18 protein-coding genes are annotated in these 15,568 nt (G+C 65.0%); 7 read left to right on the forward strand and 11 right to left on the reverse strand.

The genetic code is table 11. The features are described 5' to 3' along the window. On the reverse strand, window positions 1–619 hold a 619-nt coding region (locus Q0R27_RS03935; protein WP_293941110.1), incomplete at its 3' end, for an MFS transporter. 135 nt (window positions 620–754) lie between these two features. Between Q0R27_RS03935 and Q0R27_RS03940 the strand changes: the two genes are divergently transcribed. Then, on the forward strand, window positions 755–1,894 hold the full coding sequence (locus Q0R27_RS03940) for an aromatic ring-hydroxylating dioxygenase subunit alpha (RefSeq protein WP_293941113.1): 1,140 nt from the start codon (window positions 755–757) through the stop codon (window positions 1,892–1,894). 7 nt (window positions 1,895–1,901) lie between these two features. Here the strand turns inward: Q0R27_RS03940 and Q0R27_RS03945 are convergent, their stop codons facing one another. Further along, window positions 1,902–2,333 (reverse strand): response regulator, encoded by a 432-nt coding sequence (locus tag Q0R27_RS03945; protein WP_293941115.1) that lies wholly within the window; start codon window positions 2,331–2,333, stop codon window positions 1,902–1,904. 145 nt (window positions 2,334–2,478) lie between these two features. Between Q0R27_RS03945 and Q0R27_RS03950 the strand changes: the two genes are divergently transcribed. Then, window positions 2,479–3,207, forward strand: coding sequence for a pseudouridine synthase (locus Q0R27_RS03950; protein ID WP_293941149.1), 729 nt, complete (start codon window positions 2,479–2,481; stop codon window positions 3,205–3,207). Continuing rightward, a complete protein-coding gene (gene rsmD, locus Q0R27_RS03955) occupies window positions 3,204–3,743 on the forward strand; it encodes a 16S rRNA (guanine(966)-N(2))-methyltransferase RsmD (RefSeq protein WP_293941117.1) in 540 nt (179 codons plus the stop codon). The genes Q0R27_RS03950 and rsmD overlap by 4 nt, the downstream gene beginning before the upstream one ends. 9 nt (window positions 3,744–3,752) lie before the next feature. Here rsmD and Q0R27_RS03960 read toward each other — a convergent pair whose 3' ends face one another. Both Q0R27_RS03960 and Q0R27_RS03965 read right to left on the reverse strand, forming a co-directional pair. Continuing rightward, the gene (locus Q0R27_RS03960; RefSeq protein WP_293941122.1) at window positions 3,753–4,076 is read right to left on the reverse strand and encodes a hypothetical protein; all 324 of its coding nucleotides are present in this window, start codon (window positions 4,074–4,076) and stop codon (window positions 3,753–3,755) included. A 14-nt stretch (window positions 4,077–4,090) separates the two neighbouring features. Continuing rightward, window positions 4,091–4,735: an SOS response-associated peptidase family protein gene (locus Q0R27_RS03965; RefSeq protein ID WP_293941126.1), complete on the reverse strand. Its 645-nt coding sequence runs from the start codon at window positions 4,733–4,735 to the stop codon at window positions 4,091–4,093. 148 nt (window positions 4,736–4,883) lie between these two features. Between Q0R27_RS03965 and Q0R27_RS03970 the strand changes: the two genes are divergently transcribed. Both Q0R27_RS03970 and Q0R27_RS03975 read left to right on the forward strand, forming a co-directional pair. Further along, on the forward strand, window positions 4,884–5,183 hold the full coding sequence (locus Q0R27_RS03970) for a glycine zipper 2TM domain-containing protein (RefSeq protein WP_293941129.1): 300 nt from the start codon (window positions 4,884–4,886) through the stop codon (window positions 5,181–5,183). Between the two features lie 123 nt (window positions 5,184–5,306). Continuing rightward, complete coding sequence (locus Q0R27_RS03975; protein ID WP_293941132.1) at window positions 5,307–6,344, forward strand: hypothetical protein; 1,038 nt, start codon at window positions 5,307–5,309, stop codon at window positions 6,342–6,344. Here the strand turns inward: Q0R27_RS03975 and Q0R27_RS03980 are convergent. The 3 genes from Q0R27_RS03980 to Q0R27_RS03990 are packed head-to-tail and all read right to left on the reverse strand — an operon-like array spanning window position 6,322 to window position 7,687. Further along, window positions 6,322–6,666 (reverse strand): DUF2794 domain-containing protein, encoded by a 345-nt coding sequence (locus Q0R27_RS03980; RefSeq protein WP_293941135.1) that lies wholly within the window; start codon window positions 6,664–6,666, stop codon window positions 6,322–6,324. The two genes, Q0R27_RS03975 and Q0R27_RS03980, sit on opposite strands and share 23 nt — an antisense overlap. After that, on the reverse strand, window positions 6,663–7,370 hold the full coding sequence (gene epsC / locus Q0R27_RS03985) for a serine O-acetyltransferase EpsC (protein WP_293941138.1): 708 nt from the start codon (window positions 7,368–7,370) through the stop codon (window positions 6,663–6,665). Before epsC ends, Q0R27_RS03980 begins: the two co-directional genes overlap by 4 nt. A gap of 59 nt (window positions 7,371–7,429) precedes the next feature. After that, window positions 7,430–7,687 carry a hypothetical protein gene (locus tag Q0R27_RS03990; protein WP_293941139.1) on the reverse strand — a complete coding sequence of 86 codons (258 nt, stop codon included), beginning with the start codon at window positions 7,685–7,687 and terminating at the stop codon, window positions 7,430–7,432. 107 nt (window positions 7,688–7,794) lie between these two features. Between Q0R27_RS03990 and Q0R27_RS03995 the strand changes: the two genes are divergently transcribed. Then, entirely contained in the window at window positions 7,795–8,697 is a 903-nt protein-coding gene (locus Q0R27_RS03995; protein ID WP_293941142.1) for a hydrogen peroxide-inducible genes activator, read from the forward strand. Window positions 8,698–8,907: 210 nt separating this feature from the next. On the opposite strand, the gene katG is transcribed toward Q0R27_RS03995, so the two are convergent. Together katG and pgsA are read right to left on the reverse strand one after the other, a co-directional pair. Further along, window positions 8,908–11,121, reverse strand: a complete 2,214-nt coding sequence (gene katG, locus Q0R27_RS04000; RefSeq protein ID WP_293941143.1) for a catalase/peroxidase HPI — start codon at window positions 11,119–11,121, stop codon at window positions 8,908–8,910. A gap of 97 nt (window positions 11,122–11,218) precedes the next feature. After that, complete coding sequence (gene pgsA, locus Q0R27_RS04005; RefSeq protein WP_293941144.1) at window positions 11,219–11,785, reverse strand: CDP-diacylglycerol--glycerol-3-phosphate 3-phosphatidyltransferase; 567 nt, start codon at window positions 11,783–11,785, stop codon at window positions 11,219–11,221. Window positions 11,786–11,944: 159 nt separating this feature from the next. Here pgsA and Q0R27_RS04010 point away from each other — a divergent pair, with 159 nt between their 5' ends. Further along, window positions 11,945–13,246: an MFS transporter gene (locus Q0R27_RS04010; protein WP_293941152.1), complete on the forward strand. Its 1,302-nt coding sequence runs from the start codon at window positions 11,945–11,947 to the stop codon at window positions 13,244–13,246. 4 nt (window positions 13,247–13,250) lie between these two features. On the opposite strand, the gene Q0R27_RS04015 is transcribed toward Q0R27_RS04010, so the two are convergent. Both Q0R27_RS04015 and Q0R27_RS04020 read right to left on the reverse strand, forming a co-directional pair. Continuing rightward, entirely contained in the window at window positions 13,251–13,427 is a 177-nt protein-coding gene (locus tag Q0R27_RS04015; RefSeq protein WP_293941146.1) for a hypothetical protein, read from the reverse strand. Window positions 13,428–13,639: 212 nt separating this feature from the next. Next, complete coding sequence (locus Q0R27_RS04020; protein ID WP_293941147.1) at window positions 13,640–15,187, reverse strand: EAL domain-containing protein; 1,548 nt, start codon at window positions 15,185–15,187, stop codon at window positions 13,640–13,642. Window positions 15,188–15,568 lie beyond the last annotated feature (381 nt).

Genomic DNA, 15,568 nt, shown 5'->3' on the forward strand with positions numbered 1-15,568 from the left:
TAATCAGCGCCGGAAGCGCAAAGCCGGCGCAGGCCAGATAGGCAATGTGCCAGCCGACCCGCGCGGCGAGCACCAGCGCCAACGCCCCCGCCGCGACCGACCCGATGCGCCAGCCATATTGAACCATACCCGACCCGACCCCGAGCTGGCGCGGCGACAATATCTCGATGCGATACGCGTCGATGACGATGTCGAAGGTCGCCCCCGCAACCCCGACCAGAATGGCGGCATAGGCGGTCGCGAGCAGGCTCGACGAGGGATCGACGAAGGCGAGGTTGGCGACGGCGGCGATCACCAGCAGGCCCGCCAGGATCAGCCACGACACGCGCTGGCCAAGCGCGCCCAGGATCGGCAGGCGGACCCCGTCGACGACCCACGCCCACAGGAATTTCAGATTGTAGACGAGGAAGGCGAGGCTGAAGGCGGTGATGCTTTTCTTGTCGAGCCCGTCCTGCGCTAGCCGCGTGGTCAGCGTCGCGCCGATCATCGCATAGGGAAAGCCCGAAGACACGCCGAGGAAGAAAGCCGCCAGCGGGGCGGCTTCGGTGTAGGGACGAATGCCCTCGGGTAGGCTCGCGCGCCAGCCCGTCGCCACATTCTCGTCCATCGCGATCGCCATACGCTGCTCCACCCACTGTCGATTGGCGCCATGCTAGCAGGACGAGCGAGCGGTGGAAGGGTGGACGGACAAACCCGCGCCAATACTGTGGAAATGCAACTTGCGTTAAACGTTTTGAAGGCGCAGCGTCGCATCATGGACGCCATTCCCCGCACTTTGCGCCCGACCCATGGGCAAGTCGCGCTGGCCGACGCATTGGCGCGCGGCGAAGCGGCGATGGGCAGCCGGATGACCAGCCTGCCGGCGCACATCTATACCGATCCGGCGCGGTTCGATCATGAGACAAAGCGTCTGTTCGAGCGCTTTCCTCTGCTGCTCGGTCCCTCGGCGATGCTGCCCCATGTCAACCAGGCAGTTGTCCATGACGGCTATGGCGTGCCGCTGATCATCACGCGCGACGGGGACGGCCATGTCCATGTGCTGGCCAATGTCTGTCGCCACCGCGGGACACGATTGCTCGATGCGGATGGGCCGGTGCCGGCAACGCGGATCGTGTGCCCCTATCATGCCTGGGCCTATCGCGCCGATGGGGGTCTCGCGTCCCTGCCTCGCGCGGAATGTTTCCCGGGGCTGGACAAGGCGGCATACGGCCTGGTGGAATTCACGTCGATCGAGGCGGGCGGGCTGATCTGGTTTTCGCGCGATCCCGCTGCCGACTTCGCCAATGAGGCGCTGCTTGCGCCCGACCTCGATGCGTTCGGGATCGCCGATCTCCACCTCTACAAGCGCAAGGTCCACGAGGTCGCCGCCAACTGGAAGCTGGTGATCGACGCCTTCCTCGAGAGCTATCATGTCCAGCGGCTCCACGCCTCGACCATCGCCGCCTTCTTCGCCGACGGGATCACCGTCGCCGACCAGATCGGCCGCCATCAGCGCGCCGCCGTCGGTCGCGCCGACTATCTCAATGAAATCGACCGTAGCGACTGGCCTGCGCTTCGCCGCGCGGTGACCTATACCTATCAGCTGTTCCCCAATTCGGTGGTGATCGTCAGTCCCGATTACATCAACCTGCTGATCGCCATGCCGCAATCGGTCGGCCACACGCTGGTTGAGGACATCATGCTGATCCCCGAGGAGCCCCAGACCAACGAGGCGGCAGCGCATTGGGCGCGAAGCTGGGACCTGCTCGACGCGGGTACCTTCGGGACCGAGGATTTCGGCGCGGCGGCGCTTGGCCAGCGCGGGCTCGAATCGGGGCTGATCGACAACATCATGCTCGGCACGCTGGAAAATGGTGTCGCCGAATTCCACGCCAAGCTCGACGCGGAGCTTTAGGGCTGCGTCACGGCCCGGTGATCGGGAACAGCTCCAGCCCCTTGGGCAGCTTGGGGGTCTTGCCTTCAAGGTGGTCCTCGACGGCGCGGATCGCTTCCTTGAGTACGGTCGGGCTGAAGGGCTTGATGAGGCACCCAACCGAAACGTCTGCGGCTTCGGGCGGGCAGTGGCCGGTGGCGAACAGGACGGGCACGCCGCGCGCACTCGCCTCGCGGGCCAGATCGACCCCGCCTCGGTCACCACTAAGCTTGACGTCGCTGAGGATAAGGTCGACGGAGCCCTGGTCGAGGATCGCGACGGCATCGGTGTAATTGTCGCACGTGGCGACGACCTCGTAACCCGCGCTTTCGATAAGCGTTTCATTGTCAAATGCGGTCAATGGTTCGTCCTCGACGACAAGGATCCGCTTGACGACCTGTTTGCGCTTGCTGAACAGCATGGGTGTTCGGCCCCTAGGAGGAAAGATGACAGGCCCGCAACGAACGACGCGACCTCCGGTGCCACGCGGTCCGCGATCTAACGCGCGCGGGCCGCAAAAGTCGGGGCCGCGCCCTGGTCCAACCCGCGATGACGGCCCGCAGCGCATTGCTAAATTGCTCGCCCGCGCCGGGATCGCGTCCCGCCGCGAGATCGAACGGATGATCGACGACGGCCGCGTCGCGATCAACGGCGAGGTGCTGACCACCCCCGCAACGGTGCTCGTATCGCTCACCGGAGTGACGGTCGACGGCAAGCCGGTCGCCAAGCCCGACGCCGCGCGGCTGTTCCGCTTCTACAAGCCACCGTCGTGTCTGACCGCCGAACGCGACCCGAAGGGCCGCCCGACAATCTATGACAAGCTGCCGCCGGGACTGCCACGATTGATCCCGGTCGGCCGCCTCGACTTCATGACCGAGGGGCTGTTGCTGATGACCAATGACGGCGAACTGAAGCGCCAGCTCGAGCTGCCCTCGACCGGGGTCGAGCGCACGTACCGCGCGCGGGCGTTCGGCGAGGTCACGCAGGAGCAACTCGAGGATCTCGCCGACGGGGTCGAGATCGAGGGCATCCGCTATGGCTCGATCAACGCCAACCTCGAGCGGCGCACCGGGCGCAACTGCTGGATCGAGATGAGCCTGACCGAGGGCAAGAACCGCGAGGTCCGCCGCGTGCTCGCCTATCTCGGGCTGCAGGTGTCGCGCCTGATCCGCACGGCTTACGGCCCGCTGAACCTTGAAGGGATGGAAATGGGCGACGTCTACGAGGTGCCACGCGAGGCGTTGTTTGCCTTCCGCAAGAGCCTCAAGGGCGGCCCGAAGCCCGACGCGGCATGAGGATCATCGCCGGGGAGTGGCGCGGCCGGAAAATCGTCGCGCCGCCGGGTGACGCGACCCGGCCGACCGCGGATCGCACCCGCGAGACCTTGTTCTCGATGCTGGTCAGCCGGTTGGGCTCGTTCGAGGGCCTGCGCATTGCCGACCTGTTCGCGGGCAGTGGCGCGCTCGGGCTCGAAGCCCTGTCGCGCGGTGCGGCGCATGTCAGCTTCATCGAAAATGACATGGCGGCGGTGAAGGTCATCCAGGCGAACCTGGTCGCCCTTGGTGCAACCGCCCGCGCCGACGTCCGCCTCGCCTCGGCGCTCAAGCTGCCATCCGCGCCAGCGTTCGACCTGATCCTGGCTGACCCGCCCTATTCGCCCAAGGCAGCGGTCGCGACGATCGCATCGGTGACACGCGCGGGATGGCTTGCCGAGGGCGGCTGGCTGGCGATCGAGACCGCGCGGAAGCAGGCGGTACCGCCGCCCGAGCATCTCACGATCGACGCCGAGCGCGATACTGGACCCGCGCGGATCACGCTGCTGCGGGGCTGATGCGCGGAGTTAGGCGCCCTTCGACTTCGCGCCCAACCCGCCGACTTCCTTCAGCAAGCGCGCTCCGATTGCCGCCGCCGCCGCCTTGCCGGCTGCCTTGACCGCTTTGCGCGAGCCATCGGCCGCCACCGCGCCGGTTTTCGACGCAACCCCATACTCGGCGATTGCCGCGACCGCTGCCATCGCACCCACGGCAAGCAGGTCGGTTACCAATGGATGGTCGGCGAGCTTGAAGATGGCGTCGACTCCGTTGGCATTGCCTTTCGCCTTCTTCTTGTCGGCCTTGGGCTTGCTGTCGGCCTTCTTAGCCTTCTTGCCATCCGCTTTCGCCATATCGCTCTCCTCGCTCAGCCATTAATTCGTCGCATGTCGGCGTCGGGGAAGGGAATGGCAAGAGCGCAGGCCGCCTCACGGTCAAGCTCGAGCCACGCCAGCGCGTCCGCCGGGCGCAGCATGACCGGCATCGCCTTGGGGTGGACAGCGCCGACGGTCGCGTTGGCGTTGCACGTCAAGAACGCCATAAACGGGCGCCCGGTATCTTCCTCGGCGCTACCTTCCTTGGCGGTACCGTCCCTGGCACCCGGCCGCCACAGCCCGGCGAAAGCGAACAGCGGGTCGCGCTCTTCGTGCATCCCGAACCAGTGCTTGCGTTTGCGCTTCGTCGCCGGGTCGGGCTGCGCACTCCATTCGCAAAAGCGCGTGACCGGCACAATGCAGCGCCGCTCGATATTGCCCAGCGCCGAGCGCCAGAAGGGCGAGTCGAGGTTGCGCACGTTAGTCACCGGCCGCCCCTTCGCCGCGGCTGGGCCCGGGAAGCCCCACGTCATCGTCTCCAGCCTGAGCCCCCCGTCCTCGCCGCGCTGCAAAACCGGAGCGGTCTTGCCGGGGTAGATTTCGTCGAACGGCGGCAGGTTGGCGGTATCCCCCTCGAACCCGCCGAACATCCTGCGCAATTCATCCACCGTCGCGGTCATCGTGTAGAGATTGCACATTGACGGTCGCCTTTTCAGGAACCCCGCTCGCTGCTAACTACCAGACGCGCGGAACGAACATGAACGGCTTGTTGTTTCCAGTTCACGCAACCGATACCATCATTGTTGCGTTGGACACGTAACGAAACCCTGAAAGGAGCCTTTCCCCATGCGCAAAACCATGCTCGCGCTTGTCGCCACATCGATGGCGCTGCCGACCATCGCGCTGCCGACCGCTGCAGACGCGCGTCACCGCACTTATCGCAACACCGCATATAGCAACACTTACTGCCATCGCCGCAGCGGCACGACCGGGACGGTCGTCGGCGCGGTCGGCGGCGGACTGCTCGGCAACGCAATCGCCGGCGGCACCGCTGGAACATTGATCGGTGCCGGTGCCGGTGCCCTCGCGGGCCGCTCGATCGAGCGCCACAATATGGGTCCCAAGTGCCACCGCTATCGCCGCTAAGCCGCGTCTAGCTGACTTTATCAAGGCCGGCGTTCCCTCGGGAGCGCCGGCCTTTTTTAATGTAGAAACGTCCCATTTACTCCTCGTCGCTAATCGACCAGTTTCCGAGCCGGGGGATTAGCGATGTTCAGCCAGATCGATCTGCAGGACGCGGTGGCCGCAGGCGCCATTACCGCGGAAAGTGCCGACGCGCTTCGCACGTTCGTCGATGAGCGGCGCGGGCTGTCGGGCGCCGACGACGAGAATTTCCGCCTGCTCACCGGGTTCAACGACATCTTCGTCAATATCGCAACAATCATCCTGCTCGTCGCCGTGGGCTGGCTAGCCGCGCTCGCGGCAAGCCTGTTAGCCGGGGTCGCGGTTGCCGCGGTTGCCTGGGGCCTCGCGCTGTTCTTCACCGAGAAACGACGGATGGCGTTGCCGTCGATCACCCTGCTCATCGCGTTCGTCGGCGGGATCGCCTTTTCTGCTGCCCAACTCGTCGGTGACCTATCTCATCCTGGCCCGGGCATGATGATCCTCGCCGGTTTCGCGGGTGCCGGTGCCGCCTATGTCCATTGGCGCCGCTTTCAAGTGCCGATCACCGTCGCCGCTGGCGCCGCGGCGGGTGCGTTGATCCTGATCGGCGCGGTGGGCGACCTTACGGGACGCTCGATCGGGACGACCCCAGTCCTCATCGTGACGCTGGTCAGCGGCGTGGGGATCTTCCTCCTCGCGATGCGCTGGGACTCGTCGGATCCCGCGCGCGTCACGCGCCGCAGCGACGTCGCCTTCTGGCTGCACTTGCTCGCCTCGCCGATGATCGTCCATCCGATCTTTGCCTTGCTCGGACTCGACAAGGGCGGCGGAGGACCGGCTGGCGCCCTCGTCATCATCGCGCTTTACGCATTGCTTGGCATCGCCGCGCTGGCGATCGACCGCCGCGCGCTGCTTGTCTCGGCGCTGGTCTATGTGCTTTGGGCGCTTGGCAGCCTGATGCAGAATTTCGGCAAGAGCGGTCTCAATATCGCCTTGACCGCCTTGGTCATCGGCTCGGCCCTGCTAACCCTGTCGGCCTTCTGGCACCAGGCGCGGCGAGTGGTGGTCGCGAAATTGCCCGACCCCATCCGTCGAACGCTACCGCCGGTCTATCGTCAACCTACTCCGCAACCAGCTTCATAAGCCGACGTTCGAGCGGGGCGAGCACGCCGGCCAGTTCATGACCGCGCCCTAACACCGCGCCATGTTCGCTTATCAGGGCATAGGCACCCTGCTTCTGACGGAGTTGGGGACGTTTCTCGATGCGCACTTCGGGCCGCTCGGCGGTACGGCGAAAGGCCGAGAAACTCGCGACGTCACGGTCGAATGACATGGCGTAATCGCGCCAGTGGCCGGCGGCGACCATCCGCCCGTAAAGGTCGAGGATGCGCAGAAGTTCGGCGCGGTCGAAGGCGGTCAGGCTGTGCCGGTCCCGGGGTCCCGGAAACGGCGTTATAACGCTCAAGCGCTTTTTACCTTGGCGATCGGGACAAGTGGCGCAGCCGCAACCTCGCTCGCGGCGCGAAGCGCGGCCAATTCCTGCTGCATCGCCGCGACCTGCTGCTCGAGCGCCATGACCCGCGCCGGCTGCGGATCGCAATCCTCGCCGCAGGGCGTCCCGTAAGCAACGAAGCCCGGGCTATAGTGGACGACATCGGCGTCGACCGGCCGCGCCGGGATGCCGACGACCGTGGTTTCGGGCGCGACGTCCTTGGTCACGACCGCATTGGCGCCGACCCGAGCCCCCGCGCCGATGTCGATCGGCCCGAGCACCTGCGCGCCCGAGCCGATGACGACGCCGTTGTGCAAGGTCGGGTGACGTTTGCCGTGGATCCCGTTCGACGGGTTGGTTCCGCCCAGCGTGACGCTCTGGTAGATGGTGACGTCGTCGCCGATCGTCGCGGTCTCGCCGATCACGGTGAAGCCATGATCGATGAAGAAGTTGCGGCCGATCGTCGCGCCGGGGTGGATGTCGATCGCGGTCAGCCCCCGGCCGACATGGTTCACGAACCGGGCGAGGAAGAACAGCCTGCCGCCGTAAAGCCAGTGCGCGACGCGGTGGAAGCCCAGTGCCCATACGCCCGGATAGAGCAGGATTTCCCAGCGCGAACGCGCCGCGGGATCGCGCGCCTTCACCGAGTCCAGATAATCGATCAACGGCGAGATCAAGTTCCCGTCTCCTTTGTCATATTCGCAATATGTAGGACGGGATCCCGCAGTTGCAAAGTTCAGAGCGTGGCGTGGACCGTAGCGATCGCCTTCATCACCGCGGCGCCGCGCGCGACATTGGCGGTGGGCTCGTCGATCTTGCCGGCAATCTCGGCTTCGGCGGCATCGACCAGCGGCTTGTAGGCCGAGCCGTGCGCGCAAGCGAGAAACAGGCCATATTTGCGAGTCTCGCCGATCAGCTGGTCGAACAGGATCGACGACAGGTTGAGGCGAAGGTCCTTTGCATAGTCAGGAATCTTGTCGCCGACGGTCAGCATGGGATGCTCATTGCTGCATTGCAGGAGGAAATGATGGTTGCATCATCCAGGGTGCTGGCGTTTATCGTTCAAGGCGGTTAGATCGATCACACTGATCGGAAAATACGATGATTGTTTACCTGCCCACCATAAAGCAGCTGCAATATCTCGTCGCGCTGCGCGACTATGGCCATTTCGGCAAGGCGGCGGAGAGTTGCTTCGTGACCCAGTCGACGCTGTCGGCGAGTTTGCGCGAGCTCGAGACTCTGGTTGCGGTCACGCTGGTCGAGCGGACGCGGCGGGTGGTGCGGTTCACACCGCTGGGCTTGCGCATTGCCGAGAAGGCGCGGCGGGTGCTGCGCGAGGCCGAGGAGCTCGCCGACATGGCGCGGGCAGAAGGGCTTCCGCTGACTGGCGAGCTGCGCATGGGGGTGATCCCGACGATCGCGCCGTTCCTGCTGCCCGCGATCCTGCCGCGGCTGCGAGGGCGGTGGCCCGAATTGAAGTTGTTCCTGCGCGAGGAGACCAGCCAGGCGGCGTGCGACGCGCTCCACCGCGGGCTGCTCGACTGCGTGCTGCTCGCCGCTCCCTATGCCTGCGGCGAGGTCGAGATGATGGACCTGTTCGAGGACGAACTGCTGATCGCTTTCCCGCCGGGCGAGAACCCGCCCGCGACGATCGCGGCGCATGCGATCGACGAGCATCGGCTGCTGCTGCTCGAAGACGGGCATTGCCTCAAGGACCATGCGCTAGCGGCGTGCAACCGCCCGCAGCTACGCGCCGAATCGCGGATGCTGGGCACGTCGCTCCACACGCTGGTGCAGATGGTCGACAATGGGCTGGGGCTGACGCTGGTGCCACAGATGGCGGTGTCGGCGGGGATCCTCGACGGAACCGGGATTGTCACGCGCAGGCTCGATGCCGACCAGTCGTCACGGCGGATTGCGCTGGCGTGGCGCAAAGGCAGTCCGCGCGCCGCCGAATTCCGGCTGCTCGGCGATGCGCTAATCGAGGCCCAACAGCCAGCGTGACAAACTGACTGGCCGAACCGTCGCCCCAGGCGCGCCGAGCGCGATCTCGGCGCGGTGGGCCATCATCCATTCGAGGCAGGCGCAGCGGCTATCGAAGCGCGCATAATTGCCGCGCGACGGGGCGACGACGGCGGGGCACCCAGTAGATCCGTCTCGAATCGAGCTCATCGCCCCGAGAAGAATCTGGCGCGTGCACCGCCGCCGGCCGGATCAGGCCGCCACGTCGTCAGACGCCACCGCCGACGCAAGGTCGAAGCGGTCGGCATTCATCACCTTGGTCCAGGCCTTGACGAAGTCCTTCACGAACTTCTCCTCATGGCCCTTCTCGGCATAGACTTCGGCGGTCGCGCGAAGCTGGCTGTTCGACCCGAAGATGAGGTCGGTCCGCGTCGCCCGCCAGCGCTCCTGCCGCCCGCCGCGGTCATAGCCGATGAACTCCTCGTCGCCGCTCGTGTCGACCACTTCCCACACCGTGTCCATGTCGAGCAGGTGCACGAAGAAGTCGTTGGTCAGCTGGCCGACGCGGTCGGTCAACACGCCGTTCTTCGACCCGCCATGGTTGGCGCCGAGCACGCGCAGCCCGCCGATCAGCACCGTCATTTCCGGCGCCGACAGGCCGAGCAGCGAAGCTTTGTCGAGCAGCAATTCCTCGGTCTTCACGCTATGCTTTGTCTTCAAATAGTTGCGAAAACCATCCGCTGCGGGCTCCATAACGGCGAAGCTCTCGGTGTCGGTCCACTCCTGCGTCGCATCGCCGCGCCCGCCGGTGAAGGGAACGTCGACCGCGAAGCCGCCGTCACGCGCTGCCTTTTCGACCGCCGCTGTTCCGGCGAGCACGATCGCATCGGCCATCGACATCGACCCGCGCAGGCCGTCGATCTTGGCAAGAACGCTCGCCAGCTCGCCCGGATCGTTGACGACCCAGTCCTTCTGCGGCGCAAGGCGCACGCGCGCCCCATTGGCCCCGCCGCGATGGTCGGACTTGCGATAGGTCGAGGCCGACGCCCACGCCGCCTTGACCAGCTGCCCGACGCTGAGCCCGCTGCCGAGGATCGCAGACTTGAACGCTGCGACATCGGCCACCGACGGCGCGATTCCGGCGGGAACCGGGTCCTGCCAGATCAGATGTTCCTTGGGGACCTCGGGCCCGAGATAGCGCCCGATCGGCCCCATGTCGCGATGCGTCAGCTTGAACCAGGCGCGCGCGAACGCATCCTTGAACGCCTCATGGTCGCGCCTGAATTTCTCCGAGATCACGCGGAATTCGGGATCGACCTTGAGCGCCATGTCGGCGGTGGTCATCATCGTCGGCACGCGCTTTGAGGCATCATGCGCCGAGGGGGCCATGTCCTCCTCGCGCTGGTTGATCGGCTGCCACTGCTGAGCGCCAGCCGGGCTGCGGACGATCTCATAGTCATAGTCGAGCAGCAGCCGGAAGTAATTCTCGCTCCACTCGGTGGGTGTGTTGACCCACGCCCCCTCGATCCCGCTGGTGATGGCGTGCGCGCCGATGCCGGTCTCGAACGTGCTGCTCCAACCAAGCCCTTGCAGCGCCATGTCCGCACCCTCGGGCGCATCGCCGACCAGGCTCGCATCGCCCGCGCCATGCGCCTTGCCGAAGGTATGCCCGCCGGCGGTCAGCGCGACGGTCTCCTCGTGGTTCATCGCCATGCGTTCGAAGGTGATCTTGATGTCGCGCGCCGACTGGAGCGGGTCGGGGTTACCGCCTGGTCCTTCGGGATTGACGTAGATCAGTCCCATCTGGATCGCGGCGAGCGGATTTTCGAGCTCCATCTCGCGATCGGGCTGGATGCGGGTTTCCTCGGCATCGACCCATTTCGACTCGGCGCCCCAGTAAATGTCGCGCTCGGGCTCGAAGACGTCCTTGCGACCGCCGCCAAAGCCGAACACCGGTCCGCCCATTGATTCGATCGCGACATTGCCGGCCAGGATGAACAAGTCGGCCCAGCTGATCTGCTTGCCGTACTTCTGTTTGACCGGCCACAGCAGGCGGCGGGCCTTGTCGAGATTGCCATTGTCCGGCCAGCTGTTGAGCGGGGCGAAGCGCTGCTGTCCGCTATTGGCCCCGCCGCGCCCGTCGGCGGTACGATAGGTCCCTGCGGCATGCCAGGACATGCGGATGAAAAAGGGCCCATAATTACCATAATCGGCGGGCCACCACGGCTTGCTGTCGGTCAGCAGCGCGACGAGGTCGCTCTTGAGCGCCTGGTAATCGAGCGACTTGAAGGCTTCGGCATAGTCGAAGTCGGGACCCATCGGGTCGGGCGATCCGCCGCTCTGGCTGAGCACGTCGAGCGGGAGCTGGTCGGGCCACCAATCATTGTTGGTGCGGCCAAGCAGCGCGCGTGACGCCTTCGCGCTGATCGGGCAGCCGCCCGCGGTATTGCCGGTCTTCATGTCCATGATGGGTCCTCTCCAGGATCGGTGTTGGGGAGGGACTAGGCTCGTATGCCAAGCGATCAAAGCGATTAAACTTAGTCAGCACGAACGGAAAAATCGATCAGTCGAAATGCCGCATACCGGTCCTCAGATAATCCCAGCCGGTGATCAGCGTCAGCGTTGCGGCGACCCACAGGCAGACGAGACCGACGCTGTGGACCCACGGCATGAGTGGCACCGCACCGCCAAGGATCAGCGCTCCGAGCGCAATGATCTGGAAGGTCGTCTTCCACTTGGCGAGCTGGCTGACGGGCATCGAAATCTGCAAGCTGGCCAGATATTCGCGCAAGCCGGAGACGATGATCTCGCGCAGAAGGATGACTAGCGCGGCGATGATGTGGAGCCCAGCAATCTCGGGGATCGGGTTCTCCTTGCGGCTCGAGATCAGCATCATCAGGACCGCGGCGATCATGATCTTGTCGGCGATCGGGTCGAGAAACTGTCCGAGCCGGCTAATCTGCCCTTTCGCGCGTGCAACGTAGCCGTCGAAATAATCGGTCAGCCCGACGATGCAGTAGAGCACGAAGGTGATCGCATAATCGATCGGTACCGGCCGCCACAGCAGGAACACCAGGATCGGGACCGCGAAGATGCGCGATAGCGTGAGGAGGTTGGGCAGGGTCAGCATGGTGAGCACAGTCTGATAGGCGCCACGACGCGCGCGTCAAACCCGCCCGGCGCGGGACAGTCGTCGCAAAGCCGATTGGCTTTGTCGCCCGAGCCGCTATGGCTTGCCCCGATTGCGGCGAAGTCACTTGCCGGCAACGAGGATTTGGCGAGCGCCCGAATGCAGGACAGTCTTCACCTGCTCAAGACCCGGCGCTTCCTGCCCCTGTTCGCGACCCAGTTTCTCGGCGCGTTCAACGACAACCTGTTCCGCACCTCAATGGTGCTGCTGGTGATTTATGGCATTTACGGCGACCCACAGCAGGAGGCGACGTTCAGCGCGGTCGCCGGCGGGCTGTTCATCCTGCCCTTCTTCCTGCTCTCGGCGCTCGCCGGTCAGCTGGCGGATTCGATCGACAAGGCGCGCATCATCCGCATCGTCAAGACAGCCGAAATATTGATCATGATAGTCGGCGCGGCTGGCCTGTTGCTTCACAACGTGCCGCTGCTGCTTGTCGCGCTAGCCGCGATGGGGGTCCATTCGACCTTCTTCGGGCCGATCAAATATGCCGTGCTGCCGCAGCATCTCGAGGACAGCGAAGTGCTCGGCGGCACCGGCCTGGTCGAAGCCGGGACCTACGTAGCGATCCTCGGCGGGACATTGCTCGGCGGGGTGCTGGTCTACCAGCATGCCGACGGCTTCCACGTCGCCCGCGCCGCAGTCGCGGTAATCCTCGTCGCGCTGATCGGACGCTGGGTCGGCGGGATGGTGCCCCCGGCGCCGCCCCAGGCCGACGCGCCGCCGCTCAAGATGGACTGGCACATCATTCGCGCCTCCGTCACGCTGGTCAATGCGACGCTCCACATCCGCCGCCTGTTCATCGCCATCCTCGCGATCAGTTTCTTCTGGGCGATGGGGGCGGTGCTCGCGGCGCAGTTCCCGCCGCTGGTCAAGAACGGGCTCGGGTCGGACCAACATGTCGCGACGCTGTTCCTCGCGGTTTTCTCGATCGGCGTCGCGCTCGGCTCGGTCGCGGTCAACCGGCTGCTCGGAGGGCATGTCTCGGCCCGTTACGCGCCCGTGTCGGCACTCGGCATGGGCTTGTTCGTGCTCGACCTGTATCGCCGGGTGAAGTGGTGGCCAGAGATAGCGCCGGGTGAAAAGTTGCGCGGGCTCACGGCGTTCCTCGCGCTTCCGAACAGCTGGGCTGTGGTGCTCGACCTGTTCGGGGTCGCCATCGCCGGCGGGATGTTCGTCGTGCCGCTCTACGCCTTCCTGACGACAACCGTCGCCAAGTCGAAAACCGCGCGCACGGTCGCCGCGAACAACATCGTCAATTCGGGCTTCATGGTGCTGGCGACGTTGATCCTGACGCTCGCCGTCCAGCTCGGCGTGACGGTGGCCGACAGCCTACTGATCGTCGCCATCGCCAGCGTCATCGCCGCCTGGCTCGGCTGGCTTCTGCACAAGGCCTGCGACTGACGGGTCAGCCCAGGTAGATCGCGACGAACAAGAAACCGCCGAGGAAAGTCGTCGCGAACAGCCGAAGATCGTCGATCGTATCCTGAGACGGTCCATTGTCCTCGATCAGGTCGAGCAAGAACGTCCGCCCGCGACCGAAGAGGCGGGGATCGAGGGCGATGATCGACTGCATCAGGCGCATGCGACTTTCTTAACGCCGCTTTTACCATGTCTTCAACGCCAAAATCGGGGCACGCGCTCCCGCTGTCCCACGCCGGGACGAAGCGCGACTGACAAGCGTCATCGCGGCGACAGGCGGGGATCCCGGCAGAAGAAATTTGGATTGAGGGAAGTGCGGGCGCCAACGACCGTCCATTCCGCCGCTCAGGGATCCCGGCCTGCGCCGGAATGACGTCAGCCGGCGGCCTTGATCGGCCCGGCGCTCGACACCGGCACCCCGTGATTCTTTCGCGCGCGCACCATTTCGCCCGCCCGCTCGGCGGACATCGGCTTGCCGAAGTACCAGCCCTGGCCGACAGCGCAGCCCATCGCCAGCACCGCGGCATGGGTCGAGGCATCCTCGATTCCCTCGACCGTCACCGGTACGTCGAGCGCGGTCGCCAGGGTCGTCACGGCGCGGACGATTGCTGCACTCTGGCGGTCGCGCTGGATCGTCGCGATGAAGCTGCGGTCGATCTTGATCACGTCGAACGGCAGCGTGCGCAAGTGGGACAGCGACGAGAAGCCGGTTCCGAAATCGTCGAGCGCTAGCCTAATCCCTTGGTTCTTGAGGCTTGTGACGATCGTCCGCGCTTGGTCGATGTCGGTGAACAGCGAGCTTTCGGTGATCTCGACCACCAAGCGGTTGGCCGGGAAGCTCGTCTCGCGCAGTAGCCGGACGATCTTCTGCGCCAGCCATGGATCGCCAAGCATCGCTGGCGACACATTGACCGACAGGCTGATTGACGCATCCCATGTCGCCGCATGGACGAACGCCGCGCGCATGACCTGCTCGGACAGGCGCCCGATTACCCCGATCTCCTCGGCCACGGGGATGAACATGTCGGGCATGATGATCCCCGATAACGTGTGGTTCCACCGCGCGAGCGTCTCGAATCCGACTAGCTCGCCAGTCTCGAGATCGATCTGCGGCTCGAAGTGCGGTTCGAACTGCTCATGCTCAAGCGCGAAGCGGATGCCCTGCTCGATCTTGCTGTGCGCCAGAAGCGCGCGTTCCATGCCCGCGTCGAACCACACCGGCCGCGCCGAGCGGCTGCTCTTGGCATGGTCGAGCGCAATGTCGGCGCGGCGCAGCAGCTCGGCGACTGCGACCGGCCCCGCCTCCGCCATCGCGATGCCGACGAACACGCCGACCTGGATATGCTTGTCCTCCACTTGATACGGTTTGGTGATCGCGCGGATCAGCGCCTCGCCGATAATCTCGATAGCGGGCCGGTCGCCCGGGCTGCGGACCATTGCGAGCGCGAACTCATCGCCGCTCAGACGCGCCACCGCGACCTCGCGGTCGACCACCGCGAGGATCGCCGCCGCCAGCCGCCGCAGCAATTCGTCGCCGACGTCATAACCATGGCGGTCGTTAATGCCCTTGAAGCGGTGCATCTGGACCGAGATCATGACCATCCGCTCGCCGTCGCCGCGCGCGGCTCCGGCCAGCACGGTGGCGCGATCGACGAACCCCTTGCGGTTGAGCAGCCCGGTCATCGCGTCGGTCGTCGCGATCAGTGCCGCGCGATCTTCGCTTTCAGCGCGCATCTGGCTTTCGTGCTGGACATCGACGTAGCGCCGCCAACCGAACAGAATCAGCGCGACGTTGAGCGTCAGCGCGGTGCTGGCGATTTGGATGCCACCGTCAAATCGGTCGGTAGCGAAGCTGATCTGCCGGAAAAAATGACTGCCGTTCCAGATTAGCAGCATCACTGCGCTGATCAGGATGCCGAGCACCAGTGCGTCCCGCTGCGCGCTCGCTACCGAGCCCGATCGAACCGCTCCTCGCCGAAAGAAATCCGCCCACTTCACCCAAAGGCCAATAACCAGACTGAATTAAGATATTCCTCCGATCTGGGTTTACAGGGCGTTGGCCCTTTCTCGCAGATGAACATCCAGTTTGGTGCGCGACGCAGTCTGGAGCGAACTAGTCTCTTGAAGCGCTTTCCCATAGAGGTGGGTAAGTAGTGCGTAAAACGCGTCGCTCGGCGCCGGTCGAAGGGATTCAGCAAGCGTAAGTCGATGAAAGATTGTGGATCGGCGTAGAAACGGGACCCTGCCAAGGTCCCGCTTACTGAATTGATTTCTGTTCATAAATCGGCCCAGGGGTGGGGTCCC

The organism is Sphingomonas sp. (assembly GCF_025362505.1).
GTDB lineage: Bacteria > Pseudomonadota > Alphaproteobacteria > Sphingomonadales > Sphingomonadaceae > Sphingomicrobium.

Excerpts from the sequence above, each read along its gene's own strand:
- Q0R27_RS03970 (WP_293941129.1), top strand. The coding sequence starts at position 4,884 with ATGCGCAAAACCATGCTCGCGCTTGTCGCCACATCGATGGCGCTGCCG.
- Q0R27_RS03975 (WP_293941132.1), top strand. The coding sequence starts at position 5,307 with ATGTTCAGCCAGATCGATCTGCAGGACGCGGTGGCCGCAGGCGCCATT.
- Q0R27_RS04015 (WP_293941146.1), bottom strand. The coding sequence starts at position 13,427 with ATGCGCCTGATGCAGTCGATCATCGCCCTCGATCCCCGCCTCTTCGGT.
- Q0R27_RS03945 (WP_293941115.1), bottom strand. The coding sequence starts at position 2,333 with ATGCTGTTCAGCAAGCGCAAACAGGTCGTCAAGCGGATCCTTGTCGTC.
- pgsA (WP_293941144.1), bottom strand. The coding sequence starts at position 11,785 with ATGCTGACCCTGCCCAACCTCCTCACGCTATCGCGCATCTTCGCGGTC.
- Q0R27_RS03960 (WP_293941122.1), bottom strand. The coding sequence starts at position 4,076 with ATGGCGAAAGCGGATGGCAAGAAGGCTAAGAAGGCCGACAGCAAGCCC.
- Q0R27_RS04010 (WP_293941152.1), top strand. The coding sequence starts at position 11,945 with ATGCAGGACAGTCTTCACCTGCTCAAGACCCGGCGCTTCCTGCCCCTG.
- Q0R27_RS03965 (WP_293941126.1), bottom strand. The coding sequence starts at position 4,735 with ATGTGCAATCTCTACACGATGACCGCGACGGTGGATGAATTGCGCAGG.
- Q0R27_RS03995 (WP_293941142.1), top strand. The coding sequence starts at position 7,795 with ATGATTGTTTACCTGCCCACCATAAAGCAGCTGCAATATCTCGTCGCG.
- Q0R27_RS03940 (WP_293941113.1), top strand. The coding sequence starts at position 755 with ATGGACGCCATTCCCCGCACTTTGCGCCCGACCCATGGGCAAGTCGCG.
- katG (WP_293941143.1), bottom strand. The coding sequence starts at position 11,121 with ATGGACATGAAGACCGGCAATACCGCGGGCGGCTGCCCGATCAGCGCG.
- rsmD (WP_293941117.1), top strand. The coding sequence starts at position 3,204 with ATGAGGATCATCGCCGGGGAGTGGCGCGGCCGGAAAATCGTCGCGCCG.
- Q0R27_RS03990 (WP_293941139.1), bottom strand. The coding sequence starts at position 7,687 with ATGCTGACCGTCGGCGACAAGATTCCTGACTATGCAAAGGACCTTCGC.